This window comes from Caulobacter sp. NIBR1757, from assembly GCF_027912495.1.
Lineage (GTDB): Bacteria > Pseudomonadota > Alphaproteobacteria > Caulobacterales > Caulobacteraceae > Caulobacter.
In genome coordinates, this window is record NZ_CP115463.1 from 2,841,086 (window position 1) to 2,858,686 (window position 17,601).

19 protein-coding genes are annotated in these 17,601 nt (G+C 68.6%); 13 read left to right on the top strand and 6 right to left on the bottom strand.

What is annotated here, in order from left to right:
- The first annotated feature begins 109 nt into the window (after window positions 1-109).
- The 3 genes from O5I81_RS14050 to O5I81_RS14060 are packed head-to-tail and all read left to right on the top strand — an operon-like array spanning window position 110 to window position 1,963.
- Window positions 110-1,210 carry a flagellar basal body P-ring protein FlgI gene (locus O5I81_RS14050; RefSeq protein ID WP_271065487.1) on the top strand — a complete coding sequence of 367 codons (1,101 nt, stop codon included), beginning with the start codon at window positions 110-112 and terminating at the stop codon, window positions 1,208-1,210.
- Complete coding sequence (locus tag O5I81_RS14055) at window positions 1,210-1,533, top strand: rod-binding protein (RefSeq protein ID WP_348637263.1); 324 nt, start codon at window positions 1,210-1,212, stop codon at window positions 1,531-1,533. The genes O5I81_RS14050 and O5I81_RS14055 overlap by 1 nt, the downstream gene beginning before the upstream one ends.
- Entirely contained in the window at window positions 1,523-1,963 is a 441-nt protein-coding gene (locus tag O5I81_RS14060) for a flagellar basal body protein (RefSeq protein WP_271065488.1), read from the top strand. The genes O5I81_RS14055 and O5I81_RS14060 overlap by 11 nt, the downstream gene beginning before the upstream one ends.
- Here the strand turns inward: O5I81_RS14060 and O5I81_RS14065 are convergent.
- From O5I81_RS14065 to O5I81_RS14075, 3 genes are all read right to left on the bottom strand, one after another.
- Complete coding sequence (locus O5I81_RS14065; protein WP_271065489.1) at window positions 1,960-2,100, bottom strand: hypothetical protein; 141 nt, start codon at window positions 2,098-2,100, stop codon at window positions 1,960-1,962. The genes O5I81_RS14060 and O5I81_RS14065 overlap by 4 nt on opposite strands.
- An 88-nt stretch (window positions 2,101-2,188) precedes the next feature.
- Window positions 2,189-2,848 (bottom strand): ParA family protein, encoded by a 660-nt coding sequence (locus O5I81_RS14070; protein WP_271065490.1) that lies wholly within the window; start codon window positions 2,846-2,848, stop codon window positions 2,189-2,191.
- A gap of 140 nt (window positions 2,849-2,988) precedes the next feature.
- Window positions 2,989-4,590: an ABC-F family ATP-binding cassette domain-containing protein gene (locus O5I81_RS14075; RefSeq protein ID WP_271065491.1), complete on the bottom strand. Its 1,602-nt coding sequence runs from the start codon at window positions 4,588-4,590 to the stop codon at window positions 2,989-2,991.
- A gap of 205 nt (window positions 4,591-4,795) precedes the next feature.
- Here O5I81_RS14075 and O5I81_RS14080 point away from each other — a divergent pair, with 205 nt between their 5' ends.
- From O5I81_RS14080 to O5I81_RS14090, 3 genes are all read left to right on the top strand, one after another.
- Window positions 4,796-5,263: a DUF1203 domain-containing protein gene (locus tag O5I81_RS14080; RefSeq protein WP_271065492.1), complete on the top strand. Its 468-nt coding sequence runs from the start codon at window positions 4,796-4,798 to the stop codon at window positions 5,261-5,263.
- Between the two features lie 319 nt (window positions 5,264-5,582).
- A protein-coding gene (locus tag O5I81_RS14085) for an IS5 family transposase (protein ID WP_271065152.1) occupies window positions 5,583-6,343 on the top strand; the annotation gives its coding sequence in 2 pieces (ribosomal slippage) (window positions 5,583-5,907 and window positions 5,907-6,343; 762 coding nt in all).
- Window positions 6,344-6,422: 79 nt separating this feature from the next.
- Complete coding sequence (locus O5I81_RS14090; RefSeq protein WP_271065493.1) at window positions 6,423-7,559, top strand: serine hydrolase; 1,137 nt, start codon at window positions 6,423-6,425, stop codon at window positions 7,557-7,559.
- On the opposite strand, the gene O5I81_RS14095 is transcribed toward O5I81_RS14090, so the two are convergent.
- Window positions 7,552-8,121 carry a TetR/AcrR family transcriptional regulator gene (locus O5I81_RS14095; protein WP_271065494.1) on the bottom strand — a complete coding sequence of 190 codons (570 nt, stop codon included), beginning with the start codon at window positions 8,119-8,121 and terminating at the stop codon, window positions 7,552-7,554. The genes O5I81_RS14090 and O5I81_RS14095 overlap by 8 nt on opposite strands.
- 61 nt (window positions 8,122-8,182) lie before the next feature.
- Between O5I81_RS14095 and O5I81_RS14100 the strand changes: the two genes are divergently transcribed.
- The 5 genes from O5I81_RS14100 (at window position 8,183) to uvrA (ending at window position 14,431) form a co-directional block, all read left to right on the top strand.
- The gene (locus O5I81_RS14100; protein ID WP_271065495.1) at window positions 8,183-8,599 is read left to right on the top strand and encodes a PaaI family thioesterase; all 417 of its coding nucleotides are present in this window, start codon (window positions 8,183-8,185) and stop codon (window positions 8,597-8,599) included.
- Window positions 8,600-8,662: 63 nt separating this feature from the next.
- Entirely contained in the window at window positions 8,663-9,802 is a 1,140-nt protein-coding gene (locus O5I81_RS14105) for a beta-ketoacyl-ACP synthase III (RefSeq protein ID WP_271065496.1), read from the top strand.
- Window positions 9,799-10,491, top strand: a complete 693-nt coding sequence (locus O5I81_RS14110; RefSeq protein ID WP_271065497.1) for an iron-containing redox enzyme family protein — start codon at window positions 9,799-9,801, stop codon at window positions 10,489-10,491. The genes O5I81_RS14105 and O5I81_RS14110 overlap by 4 nt, the downstream gene beginning before the upstream one ends.
- Window positions 10,488-11,393, top strand: a complete 906-nt coding sequence (locus O5I81_RS14115) for a hypothetical protein (RefSeq protein ID WP_271065498.1) — start codon at window positions 10,488-10,490, stop codon at window positions 11,391-11,393. Before O5I81_RS14110 ends, O5I81_RS14115 begins: the two co-directional genes overlap by 4 nt.
- Before the next feature lie 143 nt (window positions 11,394-11,536).
- Window positions 11,537-14,431, top strand: a complete 2,895-nt coding sequence (uvrA, locus tag O5I81_RS14120; protein WP_271065499.1) for an excinuclease ABC subunit UvrA — start codon at window positions 11,537-11,539, stop codon at window positions 14,429-14,431.
- Window positions 14,432-14,451: 20 nt separating this feature from the next.
- On the opposite strand, the gene O5I81_RS14125 is transcribed toward uvrA, so the two are convergent.
- Window positions 14,452-15,345: a hypothetical protein gene (locus O5I81_RS14125; RefSeq protein WP_271065500.1), complete on the bottom strand. Its 894-nt coding sequence runs from the start codon at window positions 15,343-15,345 to the stop codon at window positions 14,452-14,454.
- A gap of 218 nt (window positions 15,346-15,563) precedes the next feature.
- Here O5I81_RS14125 and O5I81_RS14130 point away from each other — a divergent pair, with 218 nt between their 5' ends.
- On the top strand, window positions 15,564-15,839 hold the full coding sequence (locus O5I81_RS14130) for a hypothetical protein (protein WP_271065501.1): 276 nt from the start codon (window positions 15,564-15,566) through the stop codon (window positions 15,837-15,839).
- Between the two features lie 7 nt (window positions 15,840-15,846).
- A complete protein-coding gene (locus tag O5I81_RS14135; protein WP_271065502.1) occupies window positions 15,847-16,467 on the top strand; it encodes a glutathione S-transferase family protein in 621 nt (206 codons plus the stop codon).
- Between the two features lie 9 nt (window positions 16,468-16,476).
- Here the strand turns inward: O5I81_RS14135 and O5I81_RS14140 are convergent, their stop codons facing one another.
- Entirely contained in the window at window positions 16,477-17,424 is a 948-nt protein-coding gene (locus O5I81_RS14140) for a hypothetical protein (RefSeq protein WP_271065503.1), read from the bottom strand.
- Window positions 17,425-17,601: the final 177 nt, after the last annotated feature.

Genomic DNA, 17,601 nt, shown 5'->3' on the forward strand with positions numbered 1-17,601 from the left:
TTCTGCCGCCGGCCCGGCTTGCCCAGCGTCTGCTCGCTGTATTTGTTGAACAAATCGTCTGGCCCGGTTCTGGCACTCCCCTCCTCTCGTGCGCACGAGGTGGAGTTTCATGCAGCGTCTTCTGATCGCGACCCTTCTGATCTTCGGCCTGAGCCTTTCCGGTGAAGCCTTCGCGGCGTCGCGGATCAAGGACATCGTCGAGGTCGAAGGCATGCGCGAGAACGTCCTGGTCGGCGTCGGCCTGGTCGTCGGCCTGAACGGCACCGGCGACAATCTGCGCAACGTGCCCCAGGCCAAGCAGAGCCAGGAGGCGATGCTGGAGCGACTGGGCGTCAACATCCGCGACGCCAACCTCAATTCCAAGAACGTCGCCTATGTCACGGTCACCGCCAAGCTGCCGCCCTTCGCCGCCGCCGGCAGCCCCATCGACGTGACGGTCAGCTCCATGGGCGACGCCAAGAGCCTGCTGGGCGGCACCCTGATCGTCACCCCCCTGCTGGGCGCCGATGGCCAGGCCTACGCCGTGGCGCAGGGCACGGTGCAGACGGGCTCGGTGTCGGCAAGCGGCGCCTCGGGCTCCTCGATCAGCAAGGGCGTGCCGACCTCGGGCCGGATCGCCGGTGGAGCCATCATCGAACGGGAGCTGGGCTTCCAGATGGCCAACATGGGCCAGGTCCGCCTGACCCTGCGCAATCCCGACTTCACCACCGCCCGCCGTATCGCCGACGTCATCAACGCCAAGTATCCGGGCACGGCCAACGCCGACAACCCGACCATCGTCACTCTGCGCCCGCCGATCGGGGCCGGCATCGTGCCCTTCGTCACCGCCATCGAGAGCATGATGGTCGAGCCGGACACCGGCGCGCGGGTGATCATCGACGAGGTCTCCGGCGTCATCGTCATGGGCGAGCAGGTCCGGGTCAGCACCGTCGCCATCGCCCAGGGCAACCTGACCATCACCGTCCAGGAGAGCCCGGCGGTCAGCCAGCCGGCGCCCTTCAGCCGCGGCCAGACCGCTGTCGTTCCGCAGTCCGCCGTGGCGGTCGAGGAGGAAAAGGGCCGCCAGTTGATCACCCTGAAAAGCGGCGCCTCGCTGTCGAGCCTGGTGGCCGGGCTCAACGCCCTCGGCGTCACCCCCCGCGACATGATCTCCATCCTGCAAGCCATCAAGGCCGCCGGCGCCCTGCAAGCCGATATCGAGGTGATGTGATGAGCGGACCGATCACCGCTCCCGTCGATGTGATGCTGGGCCAGGCCCCGGCGCTCGACATGGCGCGCTCGAAGGTCAAGCAGAGCGCCCAGAATTTCGAGTCCAGCTTTCTCTCCGTGATGCTCGCCCAGATGTTCAAGGGCGTCGAGACCGAGGCCCCGTTCGGCGGCGGCCAGGGCGAAGAGATGTTCAAGTCGTTCTTCACCGACGCGGTGGCCAAGCAGGTCTCCAGGTCGGGCGGCGTCGGCCTGGCGGCCAGTGTCGAGCGCGAGATGTTGAAGATGCAGGGTCTGGAAGACACAGGAGTTCCCAATGGCGCTTGACGCCCACGACGCCGCCGATCGGGTCGGCCAGCTGATCATCCTCACCGAGCGCCTGACCGGTCTGATCGCCGACCAGGCCCTGGCCTTCGAGCAGCGCCGGCCGCAGGCGGCCGCGGCGCAGTTGGAAGAGACCTCGCGCCTCGCCAACCTCTATCGCCACGAGTCGTCGCGGGTGCGCAGCCAGCCGGGGCTGATCGCCGGGGCCCCGATGGACCAGCGACTGGCGCTGATGCGGGCGACGGAAGCCTTTGACTCGGTGCTGGCCCGCCAGGGTCGCGCCCTGGAGGCGGCCCGCACGGTCACCGAAGGCCTGGTCAAGGCCATCGCCGACGAGGTGGTGGCCCAGCGCAGCGCCGGCCCGGGCTATGGTCCCGGCGCGACCGCGGTCGGCGCCGACGCCCGCGCCATCACCCTGAACCGCTCGGCCTAGAGAGAGCGCTCGGTCGCGACCTGTTGGTGGGCGCCCTGGGCTTCCTGCCGCGCCGAGGCCGCTCCGGCGGCAATGGCCAGGGCCGAGCAGAGTGCGGCGATCAGGCCCTTGGCGATGTTCGACTTCAGGTCGGTCATCCGCGTCCCCTTTTTGGCATACAAACGCGCCAGGGTCGGAAGCGGCTGACCCAGCCGATCGTTCCTCGGCAAGGGGAACAAAGCCTGGCTACTCGGCAACGGCCGCCAAGGCGGGGGGCCAGAGCTGCGCCTCGACCTCGCGCCACAGGCCGCCGATCTCCAGGGCGGCGGCGCTATGGGGATCGACCTCCTGCACCGAACGCCCCTCGCCCACGGCCGTCTGATAGGCGATGCGGGCCCGCAGGCCGATGGGCATGATCGGGCGGCCCATGGCCGACAGCTGGGCCACCGTGTCGCCGACGCAGGCCATCTCGCGGCCGTTGCGGCGCGGCGGGGCCTGGTTGATGACGAAGGCGCCCCGCTTGCCGAAGCGGAGGACCAGCTCGGCGGTCTCCCGCACCGCCCGGACATCCAGGAAGCTGGGACGCAGGACCATCAGGCAGAAGTCGGCGCAGCGGACGGCTTCGGCCAGATCCTCGCTGGCTGAAGGGCTGGTGTCGATGATCATCAGGTCGCGGCCGGCCCGCTTGGCGGCCTGCTGGGTGGCGAACAGCGCCGGCGTTTTGGTCGAGAACACCACCGGGCCGCCGATCTGGCGCTCGCGCCGCCATTCCTGGGCCGAGCCCTGGCGGTCGCAGTCGGCCAGCAGGACGCCCTTGCCCGCCAGCCAGGCGGCCATGGCCAGGTGCAGCGAGACCGTGGTCTTGCCGGTGCCGCCTTTGCGGGACAGGACGGCCAGCGTCTTCACGGACGCGCCCCGCCGGCGCGCGCGCCACGCGCCGCTTCAACGCCGGACATGATGAGTGTCTTGGACAAGGCCTACCCCCGAGGCTCCCGTAACACGACTATCCGACCATGCAACAGCGGCACAATCTGGGCCGGACGGTTTCATCGGCTCAAAATGGGCGCTCCAATGACGATCCGGCGCTCGATGCCGATCCCCTCGAGGAAGGCCGGGTCATGGCTGACCACCAGCAGGGCGCCGTCATACCCGGACAGGGCCTGCTCGACCGCCTGCAGGGAGTCGAGGTCGAGGTGGTTGGTCGGTTCGTCGAGGATCAGCAGTTGCGGCGGCCGGTCCCCGGCCAGCACGCAGGCCAGGGCGGCGCGCAGGCGCTCGCCGCCACTCAGGGAACCGACGAGCTGGTCGGCGGCCGTGTTGCGGAACAGGAAGCGGGCCAGGGCGGCCTGGGCGGCGTTGCGGTCGGCGGCGGGGTTGAGGCGGCGGAAGGCCTCGAGGATGGTCTCGTCGTCGGCCAGCAGGTCGGTGCGCTGGTCGAGCATCAGGGCCGGGACCGGGCGGCGGACCGTCCCCGCCGTGGGCTCGAGTTGGCCGGCGGCGAGGCGGATCAGAGTGGTCTTGCCCCTGCCGTTGGGGCCGGTGATGGCGACCCGCTCGGGGCCGGTGAGGGTCAGGTCGAGGTGTTCGAACAGGGGCTCGCCGCCCGGCCAGGCGAAGGCGGCGTCCTCGACGGCGAGCACCAGCCGGCCGGCGGGCAGGCCGCTGGGCGGCAGGTCGAAGGCCAGGGCGCGGGTGCGCTCGACCCTGGCGCTGGCGGCCTCCAGCGCCTCGCGGGCCTCGCCCTGCTTGCGGTCGGCCAGGCGATCGACGCGGCCGGCGGTGGCCTCGGCCCGGCGTTTCTGGGCGCCGAGCAGGATCCTGGGCTCGCTGGCCCTGGCGGCGAACTTGCGGCCGCCGGCGTCGCGCTGGTCCTGGCGCTCGCGGGCGGCCTGGGCCTCGCGCCGGACGCGGGCAGCCTCGCGGGCGGCGACATCGAGATCGCGCATCGCGGCGGCCGCCTCCTCGGCCTTGCGGATCGCATAGAGGCTGTAGCCGCCGCCGTAGATCCTGGCCCCCAGCGGCGAGAGCTCGACGATGCGGTCCATCTCCTCCAGCAGGGCGCGGTCGTGGCTGACCACCAGGGCCCCGCCCTTCCAGCGGCGCAGGACGTCGGCGACCAGGGCGCGGGCCCCGGCGTCGAGGTTGTTGGTCGGCTCGTCGAGCAGGATGACGTCAGGCTCGGCCAGCAGGACGGCGGCCAGGGCGGCGCGGGTGGCCTGGCCGCCGCTGAGGGAGACGGCGGGGCGGTCCGGGGCGAGGCCGGCGAGGCCCACCTCGGCCAGGGCCTGATCGAGGCGGGCCGGCAGGCTCCAGTCGGCCTCGGCGAAATCGGCCTCGCTCCCCGCCCCGCTCTCGATGCGGGCCAGGCGGGCCAGCGCCTCCTCGACGCCGAGCAGGCCGGCGAGGCTGGCGGCGGGATCGGGCTGCAGCGCCTGGCGCAGGACAGCGAGGCGGCCGTCGATGCTGATGGTCCCGGCGCGCGGCGGCGCCTCCCCGGCGATCAGGCGCAACAGGGTGGTCTTGCCGACGCCGTTGCGGCCGACGAGCCCGGTGCGCTCGCGGCCGATGGCCAGGGTCAGATTGTCGAAAAGGAGCCGGCCGTCAGGGGCGGCGGCGGAGACGGAATCCAGGGTGATCAGGGCGGACATGGGCGCTCACGGCGGGAGAGGCGTTCAGGGCGAAACGGGGGTCCGTCGCGATGATCAAGGCGCTCTCCAGCTCGTGCGGCGGGGTTGCCGGCTTGGCGGCGGATATAGGACCGGCCCTACGCGGGCGCAAATGAAAGCGCAGCAAGGATCGGAGTGTCGGCGAGGCGCGGGACAGCGAGAACGGCGGCAACAAGGAGATCTCTTCATGCCCTTCACCATCACCGGCCTGTCCCCCGAACCGTTCCGGCCGCTGTTCGGCCTCAGCGACGCCGCCCTCGCCGAACAGGGCGTGATCCGCGTGCACATCGACGCCCCCGCCAGCGCCCCCTGCCGCATCACCCTGCAAGACGCCGAGCCCGGCGAGACTGTCCTGCTGCTGAACCACGAGCACCTCCCCGTCGACACGCCGTACCGCAGCCGTCACGCCATCTACGTCCGCGAGATCGCCCAGGAGACGGCAGTGATCACGGATGCCCTGCCCCTCGCGCTGGAGCGCCGGCTGCTGGCGATCCGCGCCTTCGACGGCGACGACATGATGGTCGAGGCCGAGGTCGTCGAGGGGCGCGAGGCGGCGCCGCTGATCGAAGCCTGGCTGGCAGACGAGAAGGTCGCCTACCTGCACGCCCACTATGCCCGGCGGGGCTGTTTCGCGGCGCGGATCGACCGCTGCTGACTATCGAAGCGGCGTCCGATTGTACCACCGTCGGATCGACCTACAAAAAAGGGGCATGCAGCGGTCGAAAAGCGGCGAAACCCTTATTCCGTTGGCTTCCGCGTGGGTCGGCGCCTTGAGGATGTAGCCTGAACCGTAGCCCTGGCGTGGGTCGAGTGTCAGCAAATGTCGCCCGGTTTGCGCCCGCGCCGACCTACAGATTCACCGCAGGGACAGCGCGCCCATTTTGGGTCGATTTTGATATGTCTAGGCTGTAGGGACGATTTAGGATTCCCATGGATTCCGGGTTCTGATTCAAAGCTGCTTTTTGGAGGCGGCCTTGGAAGGCGAGGTTCTGCGGGACGATCAGTGGGCTCGGATCGAGCCGTTTGTGCCAGGTGGGCGCAAGGGCAAGCGGGGCCCGCGCAGCAACGGGCGTCTGTTCATCGACGCCCTGTTGTGGATGGCCCGTTCGGGGGCCCGGTGGAAGGATCTGCCCGAGCGCTTTGGGCCCGTTGAACGAGCCAAGAAGCGATACTACCGGTGGGTCGAGAAGGGCGTGCTGGACAAGATCTTTGCGGCGGTGGCGGCGGACCCTGACCTGGAATGGGTGATGCTCGACGCCACGGTCATTCGGGCCCACGCCCAAGCCGCTGGAGCGCGGCGAAAAAGGGGGGCCCGGACGCCCAGGCGCTTGGCCGTTCTCGCGGCGGATTCGGCACCAAAATCCACGCCGGCGTAGACGCCCTGGGTCTGCCGATCCGGCTGATGCTCGGCCCAGGACAGCAGAATGACGTGGCTCCGGCCAGCGATCTGATCGACGGACTGGCCGCCCAGCATCTCATCGCCGACAAGGCCTATGACTCCCACCCCCTCTACGCGAAGGTCATCGAGCAAGGTGGTGATCCGGTCGTGCCGCCGCGCCGCAATCGCCTGCGCAAGCACAGCTACGACAAGGACATCTATAAAGAGCGCAACCGCATCGAGCGCTTCTTCAGCCGCATCAAGCACTGCCGGCGCATCGCCACCCGCTACGACAAGCTCGCCCAAACCTTCATGGGCTTCGTAAAGCTCGCCTGCATCATGCTCTGGCTCAAATGATTAAATCGTCCCTACAGCCTAGACATATTCATCCAGCGCAGCCTCCTGACAGGCTGAAATCCGGACGCTAAACTGCCCGATGACCTCGACTTCCGAGACCGGCGCCGATCTCTCCAACTGGCGCAACAGCCCGTTCAATCGCTGGGCCTTCCGCAACATCGACGCGCTGATGCCGACCGCCCCGATCTGGGCCGGGTCGGCCTGGGAGTTGCCGGCTGGACAGGCCGGGGCGCTGGACGGATTCGCGCTCAAGGCCGGCGGGCAGACGCTGTCGCTGGAGACGGTGCTGGCGGCGACGGCGACCGACGGGATGGTGGTGCTGAAGAGCGGCCGGGTGGTGTTCGAGACCTATGCCAACGGGCTGCAGGCGCACGACCGGCATATCCTGATGTCGGCGAGCAAGTCAGTGGTCGGGCTGCTGGTCGGGGCGCTGGTGGGCCAGGGGGTGCTGGATATCGCCGCGCCGGTGACCGCCTATCTGCCGGAGATGGCCGGCGGGCCCTATGCCGGGGCGACCTTGCGCCAGCTGCTCGACATGCGGGCCGGGGTGCAGCTGAGCATCGAACAACAGCACGCCTATGGCCTGGCGAGCGGCTGGGAGCCGCTCGCGGCCGGCGAGACGACGCAGGGGCTGCGGGCCTTCCTGGCCGGGCTGCAGGGGCCGGCGGCGGTGCATGGCGGGCCGTTCGCCTATGTCTCGGCCAATACCGACCTGATGGGCTGGGTCATCGAGCGGGCGTCGGGGCGGGCGTTCTCGAATCTGGTCAGCGAGCTGTTGTGGGCGCCGGCCGGGGCGGAGGACGACGGCGCCGTCACCCTGGACGTCGCCGGCTCGCCACGCGCCACCGGCGGCATCTGCGCGACAGTGCGGGACTTCGCCCGGCTGGGCCAGCGGGTGGTCGAGGACGACCCGATGATCCCGACGGCCTGGATCGAAGACATCGCCACCGGCGGCGACGCCGAGGCCTGGCGGCAGGGCGAGTTCGCCCGGGCGTTCGGCGGCATGACCATGCGCTATCGCAGCGGCTGGTATGTCATCGACGACGCGCCGCAGGTGCTGTTCGCCATGGGCATACATGGGCAGAACCTGTTCCTCGACCGGGCGAACGACATCGTCGTGGCCAAGGTTTCATCTCTGAACGACGCCATCGACGGGCGGGCCATGGGCCTCAACCACCTGATGTTCAACGAGATCCGGCGGCTGTTGCTCAGCTGATGTCGGCAAGCGCCGCCAGGGCTTCGGCGGCGGCCAGGACCGGGGCCTCGGAGCGCTCGGCGCGGGCGAGGATCAGCGAGCCTTCCAGGTTGGTGATGGCCAGCAGGGCCAGACGGCCTGCCGCCTCTTCGCCAAGCCCGCCGGCCGCCAGCCGCGCGGCCATCTCGCCGCGCCAGGCGGCGTAGACCGCCCGGGCCGCCGCCGCGATCTCGTCGTCCTGCGCCGCCTGTTCCAGGACCACCGAGGCGATGGGCGAGCCGTCGCGGAAGCCGGAGGCGCGCAGCCAGGCGGCCATCAGCCGCGCGTATTCCCGCAGGAAGTCGCCAGGCCTTTCCCCCGCCGGCAAGGCCGCGATCGTCGCCCGCACCGTCTCGCCCGCCGCCGTCACCGCCGCCGCCCCGATGGCCGCCTTGCCGGCCGGGAAGTAGTGGTAGACCGAGCCCTTGGGCGCGCCGCTGGCCTCGACGATCTGGGCAAGGCCGGTGGCGGCGTAGCCCTGGCGCCGGAACAGGCGCACGGCGGCGGCGACGATGGCCTGGCGATGTTTCGGCTTGGCGGACATGGCTTGCGGTCCCGGGCGTTCTCATAAACTATATAGACCGGTCTAAATGAAAGTTGAACCGATGCAAACGCCAGAAGGCTTTGAACCCCACTTCCGCAAGAGCGGCCTGACCGATCCCTGGGAGCCGATCTTCAGCAAGGTCGTCCCCGGCGAGGCGGTGATCCTGGGGCTGCGCATCGGCCCGGCCCATGCCAACAGCCGGGGGCTGGCGCACGGCGGCCTGATCGCCGCCCTGGCCGACAACGCCATGGGCCTGTCCTGTATCGAACAGGCCGGGCGGGAGACGGTTTCCGGCCTGCTGACCGCCAGCATGACCACCGACTATGTCGGCGTCGCCAAGCTGGGTCAGTGGCTGGAGTTCACCACAAGCTTCGTGAAGATCGGCAAATCGATCTGCTTCGCCCAGTGCTTCGTCACCTCCGACGGCAAGCCCTGCGCCCGCGCCAATGCAACCTTCTCGGTGGCTCGCGCCGCATGATACAACCGCTTGACGGTGTGAGCGAATGTGAGTAAACGCTCACTTCCGTCTGTGGAGTGCGTCATGTCTGGCCTGCGGGATGTCTATATCACCGGAACCGGCGCGTACCTGCCGGGGCCGCCCATCGGGGTCGGAGAGATCGAGAACCACATCGGACGGATCGGCGGGCGGGCGTCCGCCGTCGGCCGCCGGGCGCTTCGCTGGAACGGCATCGAGACCCGCCACTACGCGCTCGACGCCGAGGGACAGCCGCAGCACAGCAATGCGGGGATGACCGCGCAGTCGGTCCGCAACGCGTTGGACGACGCGGGCCTGGGGCTGGACGCGCTGGACTATCTGGCTGCGGCGACCACCCAGGGCGACCTGCTGGTTCCGGGGCATGCCGCGGCGGTGCATGGCGACCTCGCGTGTCAGCCCCTGGAGATCGCCAGCTTCCAGTCGGTCTGCGCCTCGTCGCTGATGGCGGCCAAGAGCGCCTGGCTGCAGGTCAGGGCCGGCGAGGCGGAGGTCGCCGCCGCCTGCGCCGGGGAGTTCTCGTCGCGCTGGTTTCGCCCAAGCTTTTACGAGGGCACGGCCCTGGTCGACGCCAAGGGGCGGCTGGCCATGGAGGCCGATTTCCTGCGCTTCACCCTGTCGGACGGGGCCGGCGCGGTGATCATGGAACCCCGGCCCCGGCCGGACGGGCTGAGCCTCAAGGTCGAGTGGCTGGACCTGAAGTCGATGGCCGGTCAGTTCGAGACCTGCATGTGGGCGGGCGCCACCGTGGAGGAGCGGACCTCTCCCCTCGCCGGCTGGTCCCATGCCGGGCCCGAGGCCGCCCATGCGGACGGCGCGATCGCCCTGCTGCAGGACTTCGAGCTTCTGAAGGTGATCATTCGCGGCTGGGTCGGAAACTGGCTGGAGAAGGTCGACAGCGGCCGCATCGATCCGGCGCGGGTCGACCACCTGCTCTGCCACTACTCGGCCAGATCGCTGCGCGAGGAGATCGTTTCGCTGCTGCAGAGGACGCAGGCCATGATCCCCGAGGAGAAGTGGTTCAGCAACCTGGCCACCGTCGGCAACATCGGCTCGGCGTCGATCTGGGTCATGCTGGACGCCTTCATGCGGTCCGGCAAAGCCCGGCCGGGCGAGAAGGTGCTTTGCATCGTGCCGGAAAGCGGGCGGGCAATGATCGGTTTCATGATGCTTGAGGTGGTGGGATGAGCGCGACAGCCCTGCAGACGTCCGACCAGGAAGACGCCGTCGCGCGCACCCTTCGCCGTCTGGCCATCGTCTTCACCGATTTCGAGGCGCGGCTGGAGCAGACGCCGCTGATCCGGAAGCTGACCCGCGGCCGGTTCGAGCAGGCGGACTATCTGGCCTTCCTCGCCAACCTGCGTCAGCAGGTGAAGGACGGCGCCCTGTGGATGTCGCGCGCCGCCTCGAACGTCGATGACGGCCATCTCGAGCTGCGCTCGACGCTGATGCGTCACGCCGTCACCGAGCACCGGGACTTCCGCCTGCTGGAAGCCGATTTCGTGGCCGCCGGCGGCGCGCTGCAGACCATCCGCGAGACGCCCAAGAACGTCGGGTCCGAGGCGCTGTCGGCCTGGATGTTCCACGAGGCCTCGAAGGCCAACCCCTTTGGCCTGCTGGGCGCGATGTTCATCATCGAGGGGCTTGGGTCGGCCAAGGCGACCAGCTGGGGCCGGGCGGCCCAGAGCCGCCTGTCGCTGCCGGACGAGGCGGTGCGGTTCCTGCTGTACCACGGGGAAAACGACGCCGAGCATATCAAGGAGTTCGACGCCATGCTGCGCATGGTGCTGCCCGACCCGGTCGTGGAGGCGCGCATCGTCCGCTGCGCCGAGGTGACGGCCCGGCTTTATGCGCTTCAGATCGAGGAAGTCCTTTGAGACGCCTTGGACAGCAGTTCGACGCGGCGAGCCACGATCCCGCCGATCCCGATCCCTGGCTGGCGCTGTGGCTCGACCCCAGCCTGCCGATCGAGCCGCAGGCCAAGCGGGCCCTGCTGAGCGGCAACGCCTCCTACAGCCGGGCCTTCCTGTTGCCGGCGCTGCGGCCGGTGCTGTTTGTCCTGATGCTGCTTGTCCATCTGGTCCGGCGGGTGTTCGTGCACTGGCCGAACTTCAATGGCGGGCTGCACCGGCTGATCCACTGGGGCCTGCGCACCTTTGCGACGCCCGAGACCAACCTGCTGATCATGCGGCACTTCCATATCGGCACCGAGCTGCTGGCCTTCATCCGCACCAACGCCGGGGTCGATATCGCGACCCATCCGCTGCGGCCGAAAGCCCTACGGGACCTGGAGGACAACGTCTTCCTGCAGCACGACCTGAACGTCTTCAATTTCGTCATCGAGCTGAACGCCGCGCTGCAGGCGGAGGGTCGCCAGCTGGAACCGGTGGCCCGGCCGGATTTCTCGATGATCTCGGACGAACCGTTCGAGTTCGAACCCTTTCCCGACCGGCCGTGGAACTTCGCCGACGTGCAGACGGCGGTCGAGGTCTACACCCCGATGTACGGCCTGATGCTGCCGCGTCACGACTTCGTCCGGGCGGTCAATTCGCTGCAGTTGGACGAGGTGATCGCCATCTATCTGGCCCGGCTGCTGGGGACGGACTACCACCTGAATTTCGTCAAGAACGGCCATCCGCTGATTCCCTTGTCGACCTTCGGGGCGGGCTTCCGGCTGATGATGCACGGCCTCGACTGCGAGGCGCTGCACGGCTGGCTGCGGGAGCTCAAACGACGCCAGGCGGCCGGTCTGCCGCTGGACCCCACCAAGGCCAGCTGAGCCCCCTGCTGCCACAGGTTGGCAACAAGTCGGCTCCGTGACGTTTGTTCGCATCTTGTTCTTGTGTTAATGCGGGCCCCGAGCACTACATATTGCCGTTGCGCCGGGACCGTTGGTCCGGCCTTACGCGTTCTCGGGACATCATGGTCGAACAGCTGAACTTCATCCGCGTGCGTGGCGCGCGGGAGCACAATCTGAAGAACGTCAACGTTGACATCCCGCGCGGCGAGCTGGTGGTGATCACCGGGCTGTCAGGGTCGGGCAAGAGCTCGCTGGCGTTCGACACCATCTACGCCGAGGGCCAGCGCCGGTACGTCGAGAGCCTGTCGGCCTATGCGCGCCAGTTCCTGGAGCTGATGAGCAAGCCGGACGTCGATCTGATCGAGGGCCTGTCGCCGGCCATCTCCATCGAGCAGAAGACCACCAGCCGCAACCCGCGCTCGACCGTGGGCACGGTGACCGAGATTCACGACTACATGCGCCTGCTGTGGGCGCGGGTCGGGGTGCCCTATTCGCCGGCCACCGGCCTGCCCATCGAGAGCCAGACCGTCAGCCAGATGGTCGACAAGCTGACCGCCCTGCCCGAGGGCGAGCGCATCTATCTGCTGGCCCCCGTGGTCCGCGACCGCAAGGGCGAGTTCCGCAAGGAGATCGCCGAGTGGCGCAAGCAGGGCTATCAGCGGCTGAAGATCGACGGGACCCTGTACCCGATCGAGGACGCCCCGGACCTCGACAAGAAGTTCAAGCACGACATCGACGTGGTCGTCGACCGGCTGGTCACCAAGGAAGGCCTGGAACAGAGGTACGCCGACAGCCTGGAGCAGGCGCTACGGCTGGCCGAGGGGCTGGCGGTGGCCGAATGGGCGGAGGCCAAGGAGGGCGAGAAGGAGCCGCGGCGGCTGCTGTTCTCCGAGAAGTTCGCCTGTCCGGTCAGCGGTTTCACCATCGCCGAGATCGAGCCGCGCCTGTTCTCGTTCAACAATCCGGCGGGCGCCTGCCCGGTCTGTGACGGTCTCGGGGCCAAGCTGGCCTTCGACGCCGACATGATCATCCCGGACAAGGACAAGAGCCTGCACAAGGGGGCGGTGTCGCCCTGGGCCAAGGGCCCGTCGCCGCTCTACACCCAGACCCTGCAGGCGCTGAGTCGCCACTACGGCTTCTCGATGGACAAGCCCTGGCATGAGCTGCCGGAGAAGGCGCAGGAGGTCGTGCTCTACGGAACGGGCACGGAGAAGATCAAGTTCGTCTATGACGACAACGCCCGCAAATACGAGGTGGTGAAGCCGTTCGAAGGCGTGCTGCCCAACCTCGAACGCCGCTGGCGCGAGACCGATTCCAGCTGGGTGCGCGAGGAACTGGCCCGCTATCAGTCCGACACCCCGTGCGAGGCCTGTGGCGGGGCGCGGCTTCGTCCGGAAGCCCTGGCCGTGAAGATCGCCGGCAAGAACATCTCGGAAATCTCCGGCCTGGCCATCCGGCCGGCCAAGGAGTGGTTCGCCGGCCTCGAGGGCCAGCTTTCCGACAAGCATATGGAGATCGCCCGGCGGATCCTGAAGGAGATCAACGATCGCCTGCGGTTCCTGGTCGATGTCGGCCTCGACTACCTCAACATGTCCCGCGCCTCGGGCACCCTGTCGGGCGGCGAGAGCCAGCGCATCCGGCTGGCCAGCCAGATCGGTTCGGGGCTGACCGGCGTTCTGTATGTGCTCGACGAGCCGTCGATCGGTCTGCACCAGCGGGACAACACGCGGCTGCTGCAGTCGCTGCAGGGCCTGCGGGACCTGGGCAACAGCGTGCTGGTCGTCGAGCATGACGAGGAGGCGATCATGACCGCCGACTATGTCATCGACATGGGCCCGGCGGCCGGCATCCACGGCGGCGAGATCTGCGCCGAGGGTACGCCGCAGGACATCATGAACAGCCCGAAAAGCCTGACCGGTCAGTATCTGGTCGGCACGCGGGAGATCGAGGTGCCCGAGAAGCGCCGGCCGATCAGCAAGAAGAACGTGCTGCGCGTCGTCGGCGCGACCGGCAACAACCTGAAAGGCGTCACCGCCGAGATCCCGGTCGGCACCTTCACCTGCATCACCGGGGTGTCGGGCGGCGGCAAGTCGACCTTTACCATCGAGACCCTGTACAAGGCGGCGGCCCGGCGGCTGAACAACGCCTCGGACGCCCCTGCCCCGCACGAGAAGATCGAGGGGCTGGAGAACTTCGACAAGGTCATCGACATCGACCAGAGCCCGATCGGCCGCACGCCGCGCTCGAACCCGGCCACCTATACCGGCGCCTTCCAGCCGATCCGCGACTGGTTCGCCAACCTGCCGGAGAGCAAGGCGCGGGGCTATGGCCCCGGCCGCTTCAGCTTCAACGTCAAGGGCGGGCGTTGCGAGGCCTGTCAGGGCGACGGGCTGATCAAGATCGAGATGCACTTCCTGCCCGACGTCTACGTCACCTGCGACGTCTGCAAGGGCAAACGCTACAACCGCGAGACGCTGGAGATCCTGTTCAAGGGTAAGTCGATCAGCGACGTGCTGGACATGACCGTCGAGGAGGCGGCCGAATTCTTCAAGGCGGTGCCGCCGGTGCGGGACAAGATGGAGACGCTGAAGCGGGTCGGCCTGACCTATGTGCAGGTCGGGCAGTCGGCGACCACCCTGTCAGGCGGCGAGGCGCAGCGGGTGAAGCTGTCCAAGGAGCTCAGCAAGCGCGCGACCGGGCGGACGCTGTACATCCTCGACGAGCCGACCACCGGCCTGCATTTCGAGGATACGCGCAAGCTGCTGGAGGTGCTGCACGAGCTGGTCGACCAGGGCAACACCGTGGTGGTCATCGAGCATAACCTCGACGTCGTGAAGACCGCCGACTGGCTGGTCGACTTCGGCCCCGAGGGCGGCGACGGCGGCGGCGAGATCGTCGGCGTCGGTACGCCCGAACAGGTGGCGGCGATCCCGGAAAGCTGGACCGGCCGCTACCTCGACGTCCTGCTCAAGCGCCACCGCGACCGGGCGGCCGAGCGGCGCAAGAAGCGGGCGTAGCGCCCCGAACCGGCTGCCTTCTAGTCGAAGACGGCCGGGGCGCCGGTCAGCTGGCGGTAGATGCTCGGGGCCGGGGTCAGCATGATCAGGTAGCCGAGCGACGAGCCGAACGACAGGATGGCGAAGTAGATCAGGCTAGCCGGGCTGAACACGGCGCCCAGGGACGAGAAGGTCGGGCTCATCGCCCCGCCCGCCGCCGCCAGGCCGAAGACCAGGGTGATGACCACCATGGCGATGCCCCAGACCAGCAGGATAACCAGCATGCCGAGCACGCCGGCCAGCAGGTAGGTTCCCAGCAGCGGCCAGTATCGGCCCTTGGTCAGGCGCCAGGACTCGCCGATGGCCAGCCGACGCTGAACGAAGGTGGCGGAACTGGACAGCGACAGACGAACCACCAGCAGGAGGCTGGCGACCAGGGCCGCCAGGAACCCGACCAGGCCGACCAGGGCCGACAGGCCGGGGCCGCCGACGAGATAGGCCAGGCTGGCCAGCACGATCACGGCGACCCAGACGCCGATGAAGATCAGATTGAGCACCAGGGCGAGCAGCATCTGGCGCAGCTCGTCAGCGCCGAACTGCACATAGCCGAAGCCGCCGGTGTCGGACGGATTGAGCACCAGCCGGGCGGCCGAGGCGTTGAGCAGGCCGCTGATGACGATGGAGACCGCAATCGAGGCGCCGTAGCCCGGCGCCATCTGGCGGTACATCTCCAGGATCTGCCCCGGATCGACGTCGCCGGAGACGCCCATCGTCTGGGCCTCGGCGAAGGCGGGGCCGGAGAGCACCGTCATCAGGGCGAAGGTGGTGATCGTCGAGATGAAGGCCAGCAGGCCCCACATCAGGACGGTCCGGGGGTTGGACCGCGCCAGGCCAAAGCCGCCCAGCGCCGCGTCGGTGGCCGAAATCTCGCTCATGACATCCTTCCCTTGCGCCCGTCTGGCCGGGCCGCCGCCCCTTGGTTAGCAGACCCTCCGGCCGGGAGCGATAGGGGGACGACAGGTCGCGAATGCCCAGTCCGGGTCACAGTGGCGTTCCGGGTTCCGTCATGTTAGCTTCGTTAATCCGGTCGGCCCAGAGGCATGCCAATGGGGGGATGGCCGGTCCTCCTCGATCCCTAGTTGAAGAGTCTCCCATGAAGGTCATTCTCGTCGCCCTCGCCTGCGCGACCCTCGCCACCGCCAGCTTCGCCGCCGACACCGGCAAACCGGGCGACGGGGCCAAGAAGGAAGCCAAGAAGGATCCCAACCGGATGGTCTGCAAGAAGACCCCGGTGATCGGCACCCGCTTCCCCTCCAAGGTCTGCCGCACGCAGACCGACTGGGAAAAGCAGGCCGAGCTGGACAAGCGCGAGCTGGAAGCCCAGCAGCGCGCCGGCCTGACCACCTGCGCCACCAACCCCTGCAGCTGATCCACCCGTGATCCTGTATGGCGAGCGCAACCCGGCGCCCAATCCGCGCCGGGTGCGCATTTTCGTGGCCGAAAAAGGCATCGACCTGCCCGAGACCCGGGTGGAGATGCGGCGCCGCGAGCACAAGAGCGACGAGCACCGGGCCCGCAATTCGCTGGGCCAGCTGCCGACCCTGGTGCTCGACGACGGCACGGGGATTTCCGAGAGCGTGGCCATCTGCCGCTACCTCGAAAGCCTGTATCCCGAACCGGCGATGTTCGGGCGGACCGGCGTCGAGCAGGCGCTGGTCGACATGTGGATCCGGCGCATCGAGTTCCAGGTGATGACGCCGGTCGGGATGTTCTGGCGCCACGCCCATCCCCTGACCGCCGCCCTGCTCACCCAGTTCAACGACTTCGGCGAGTCCAACCGCGAGCTCTACGCCCGCGCCTGCGGCTGGCTGGACAGGGAACTCAGCTCCGGCGGGCCGTTCATCGCCGGCGACAGCTACACGATGGCCGATATCTGTGCTCTGTCGACGGTGGACTTCGCTGCCTTCACGGGCCTGGAAATGCCGGAAGACGCCAGCGCCCTGCGCGCCTGGCACGCCCGGGTCAGCGAACGGCCGAGCGCGAGCGCCAACGCCTGAGCTGAGCGGCTAGACGGCGGTCTCGTGCTCGAGGATGTCGTCCTCGGGCTCGGGGGCCTCGTCGCCCGGCGGCGACAGCTCGCGGTAGGCATAGACCACCGTCGCGCAGACCACGCAGAACAGGATGGCCAGCAGGGCCGACTCGAAGACCCGCCGCAGCATCGGTCCCGGTCCGAAGTAGTCGAGATAGCCCTGGCCGGACGGGAACAGGAAGGCGCTCAGCTCGCCCGGCGGAATGCCCAGCACGAAGGTCACCAGCACGGCGACCAGCGAGAAGGCGATCACCGCCCCGAAGGCCACGGCCAGGGTCCAGAGCAGGGACAGCGCCGTGCCGGCCAGCAGCTGCCAGAAGGCCCCGTGCGTCATCTTCCAGGAGCCCATGACATCCAGCCGATGCTGGTCGATGGCCACCGGCGCGGTGAGCGACAGGCGGATAATGAAATAAGCCTGCAGGAACAGCACCGACAACGGACCCAGCAGGGCCATGAGCCCGGCCAGCCCGACCCGCTCGGCCAGCGGCCCGGCCAGGGCGCGGCTAAGGCCGAGCACGATGCCGAACGGCACGGCCGCCACGGTAATGGCCAGCAGGATGGCCAGGAACAGCCAGAACATCCGCGCCTCGTCGGCCCCGAGCCGGAAGTCAGGATTGTGGGTCTTGCCCAGCATCACCCGGAAGATCGACGGGGTGACGACGCAGAGGCTGGCGAAGGTCAGGAAGAGGGCGATGGCCGCGGCCGGCAGCAGATGCAGCGCCAGGTCCTGAAGCGTCGCCCAGGACCATTCGAAGCCCCGCGCGGTCTGCAGCTGGATCAGGCGCTGGGCCCAGGGCGACAGGTTGAACAGCGCCGCCGCGAGGTTGAGCACCAGCAAGGCGATCATCCACACCGTCACCGGCCGCGGCCGGTCACGGATGAAGCGGAAGCCCTCTAGGGACGCCTGAACGGGCGAGAAGGACATCTGGCGACTCTATCCCCGAAGCCCGTTGCGGGCTTCTGACTTATCTTCAGAACGCGTCCAGGCGGGTTAACCGCAACATCTAACCCTGACGCGCTCGGCCGCGGGTCGGCTGATTCGCTTCACCCTTGGACAGGCCAAGCTTATGCCAGCATTTCAGACCAACGCGACAGCGTCTGG

Bases quoted from the DNA above. Each gene is read 5' to 3' on its own strand.
- O5I81_RS14080 (WP_271065492.1), top strand. From the start codon at position 4,796: ATGCCCTTCACCATCACCGGCCTGTCCCCCGAACCGTTCCGGCCGCTG.
- O5I81_RS14090 (WP_271065493.1), top strand. From the start codon at position 6,423: ATGACCTCGACTTCCGAGACCGGCGCCGATCTCTCCAACTGGCGCAAC.
- O5I81_RS14050 (WP_271065487.1), top strand. From the start codon at position 110: ATGCAGCGTCTTCTGATCGCGACCCTTCTGATCTTCGGCCTGAGCCTT.
- uvrA (WP_271065499.1), top strand. From the start codon at position 11,537: ATGGTCGAACAGCTGAACTTCATCCGCGTGCGTGGCGCGCGGGAGCAC.
- O5I81_RS14110 (WP_271065497.1), top strand. From the start codon at position 9,799: ATGAGCGCGACAGCCCTGCAGACGTCCGACCAGGAAGACGCCGTCGCG.
- O5I81_RS14100 (WP_271065495.1), top strand. From the start codon at position 8,183: ATGCAAACGCCAGAAGGCTTTGAACCCCACTTCCGCAAGAGCGGCCTG.
- O5I81_RS14105 (WP_271065496.1), top strand. From the start codon at position 8,663: ATGTCTGGCCTGCGGGATGTCTATATCACCGGAACCGGCGCGTACCTG.
- O5I81_RS14125 (WP_271065500.1), bottom strand. From the start codon at position 15,345: ATGAGCGAGATTTCGGCCACCGACGCGGCGCTGGGCGGCTTTGGCCTG.
- O5I81_RS14140 (WP_271065503.1), bottom strand. From the start codon at position 17,424: ATGTCCTTCTCGCCCGTTCAGGCGTCCCTAGAGGGCTTCCGCTTCATC.
- O5I81_RS14055 (WP_348637263.1), top strand. From the start codon at position 1,210: ATGAGCGGACCGATCACCGCTCCCGTCGATGTGATGCTGGGCCAGGCC.
- O5I81_RS14060 (WP_271065488.1), top strand. From the start codon at position 1,523: ATGGCGCTTGACGCCCACGACGCCGCCGATCGGGTCGGCCAGCTGATC.
- O5I81_RS14095 (WP_271065494.1), bottom strand. From the start codon at position 8,121: ATGTCCGCCAAGCCGAAACATCGCCAGGCCATCGTCGCCGCCGCCGTG.
- O5I81_RS14130 (WP_271065501.1), top strand. From the start codon at position 15,564: ATGAAGGTCATTCTCGTCGCCCTCGCCTGCGCGACCCTCGCCACCGCC.
- O5I81_RS14075 (WP_271065491.1), bottom strand. From the start codon at position 4,590: ATGTCCGCCCTGATCACCCTGGATTCCGTCTCCGCCGCCGCCCCTGAC.
- O5I81_RS14065 (WP_271065489.1), bottom strand. From the start codon at position 2,100: ATGACCGACCTGAAGTCGAACATCGCCAAGGGCCTGATCGCCGCACTC.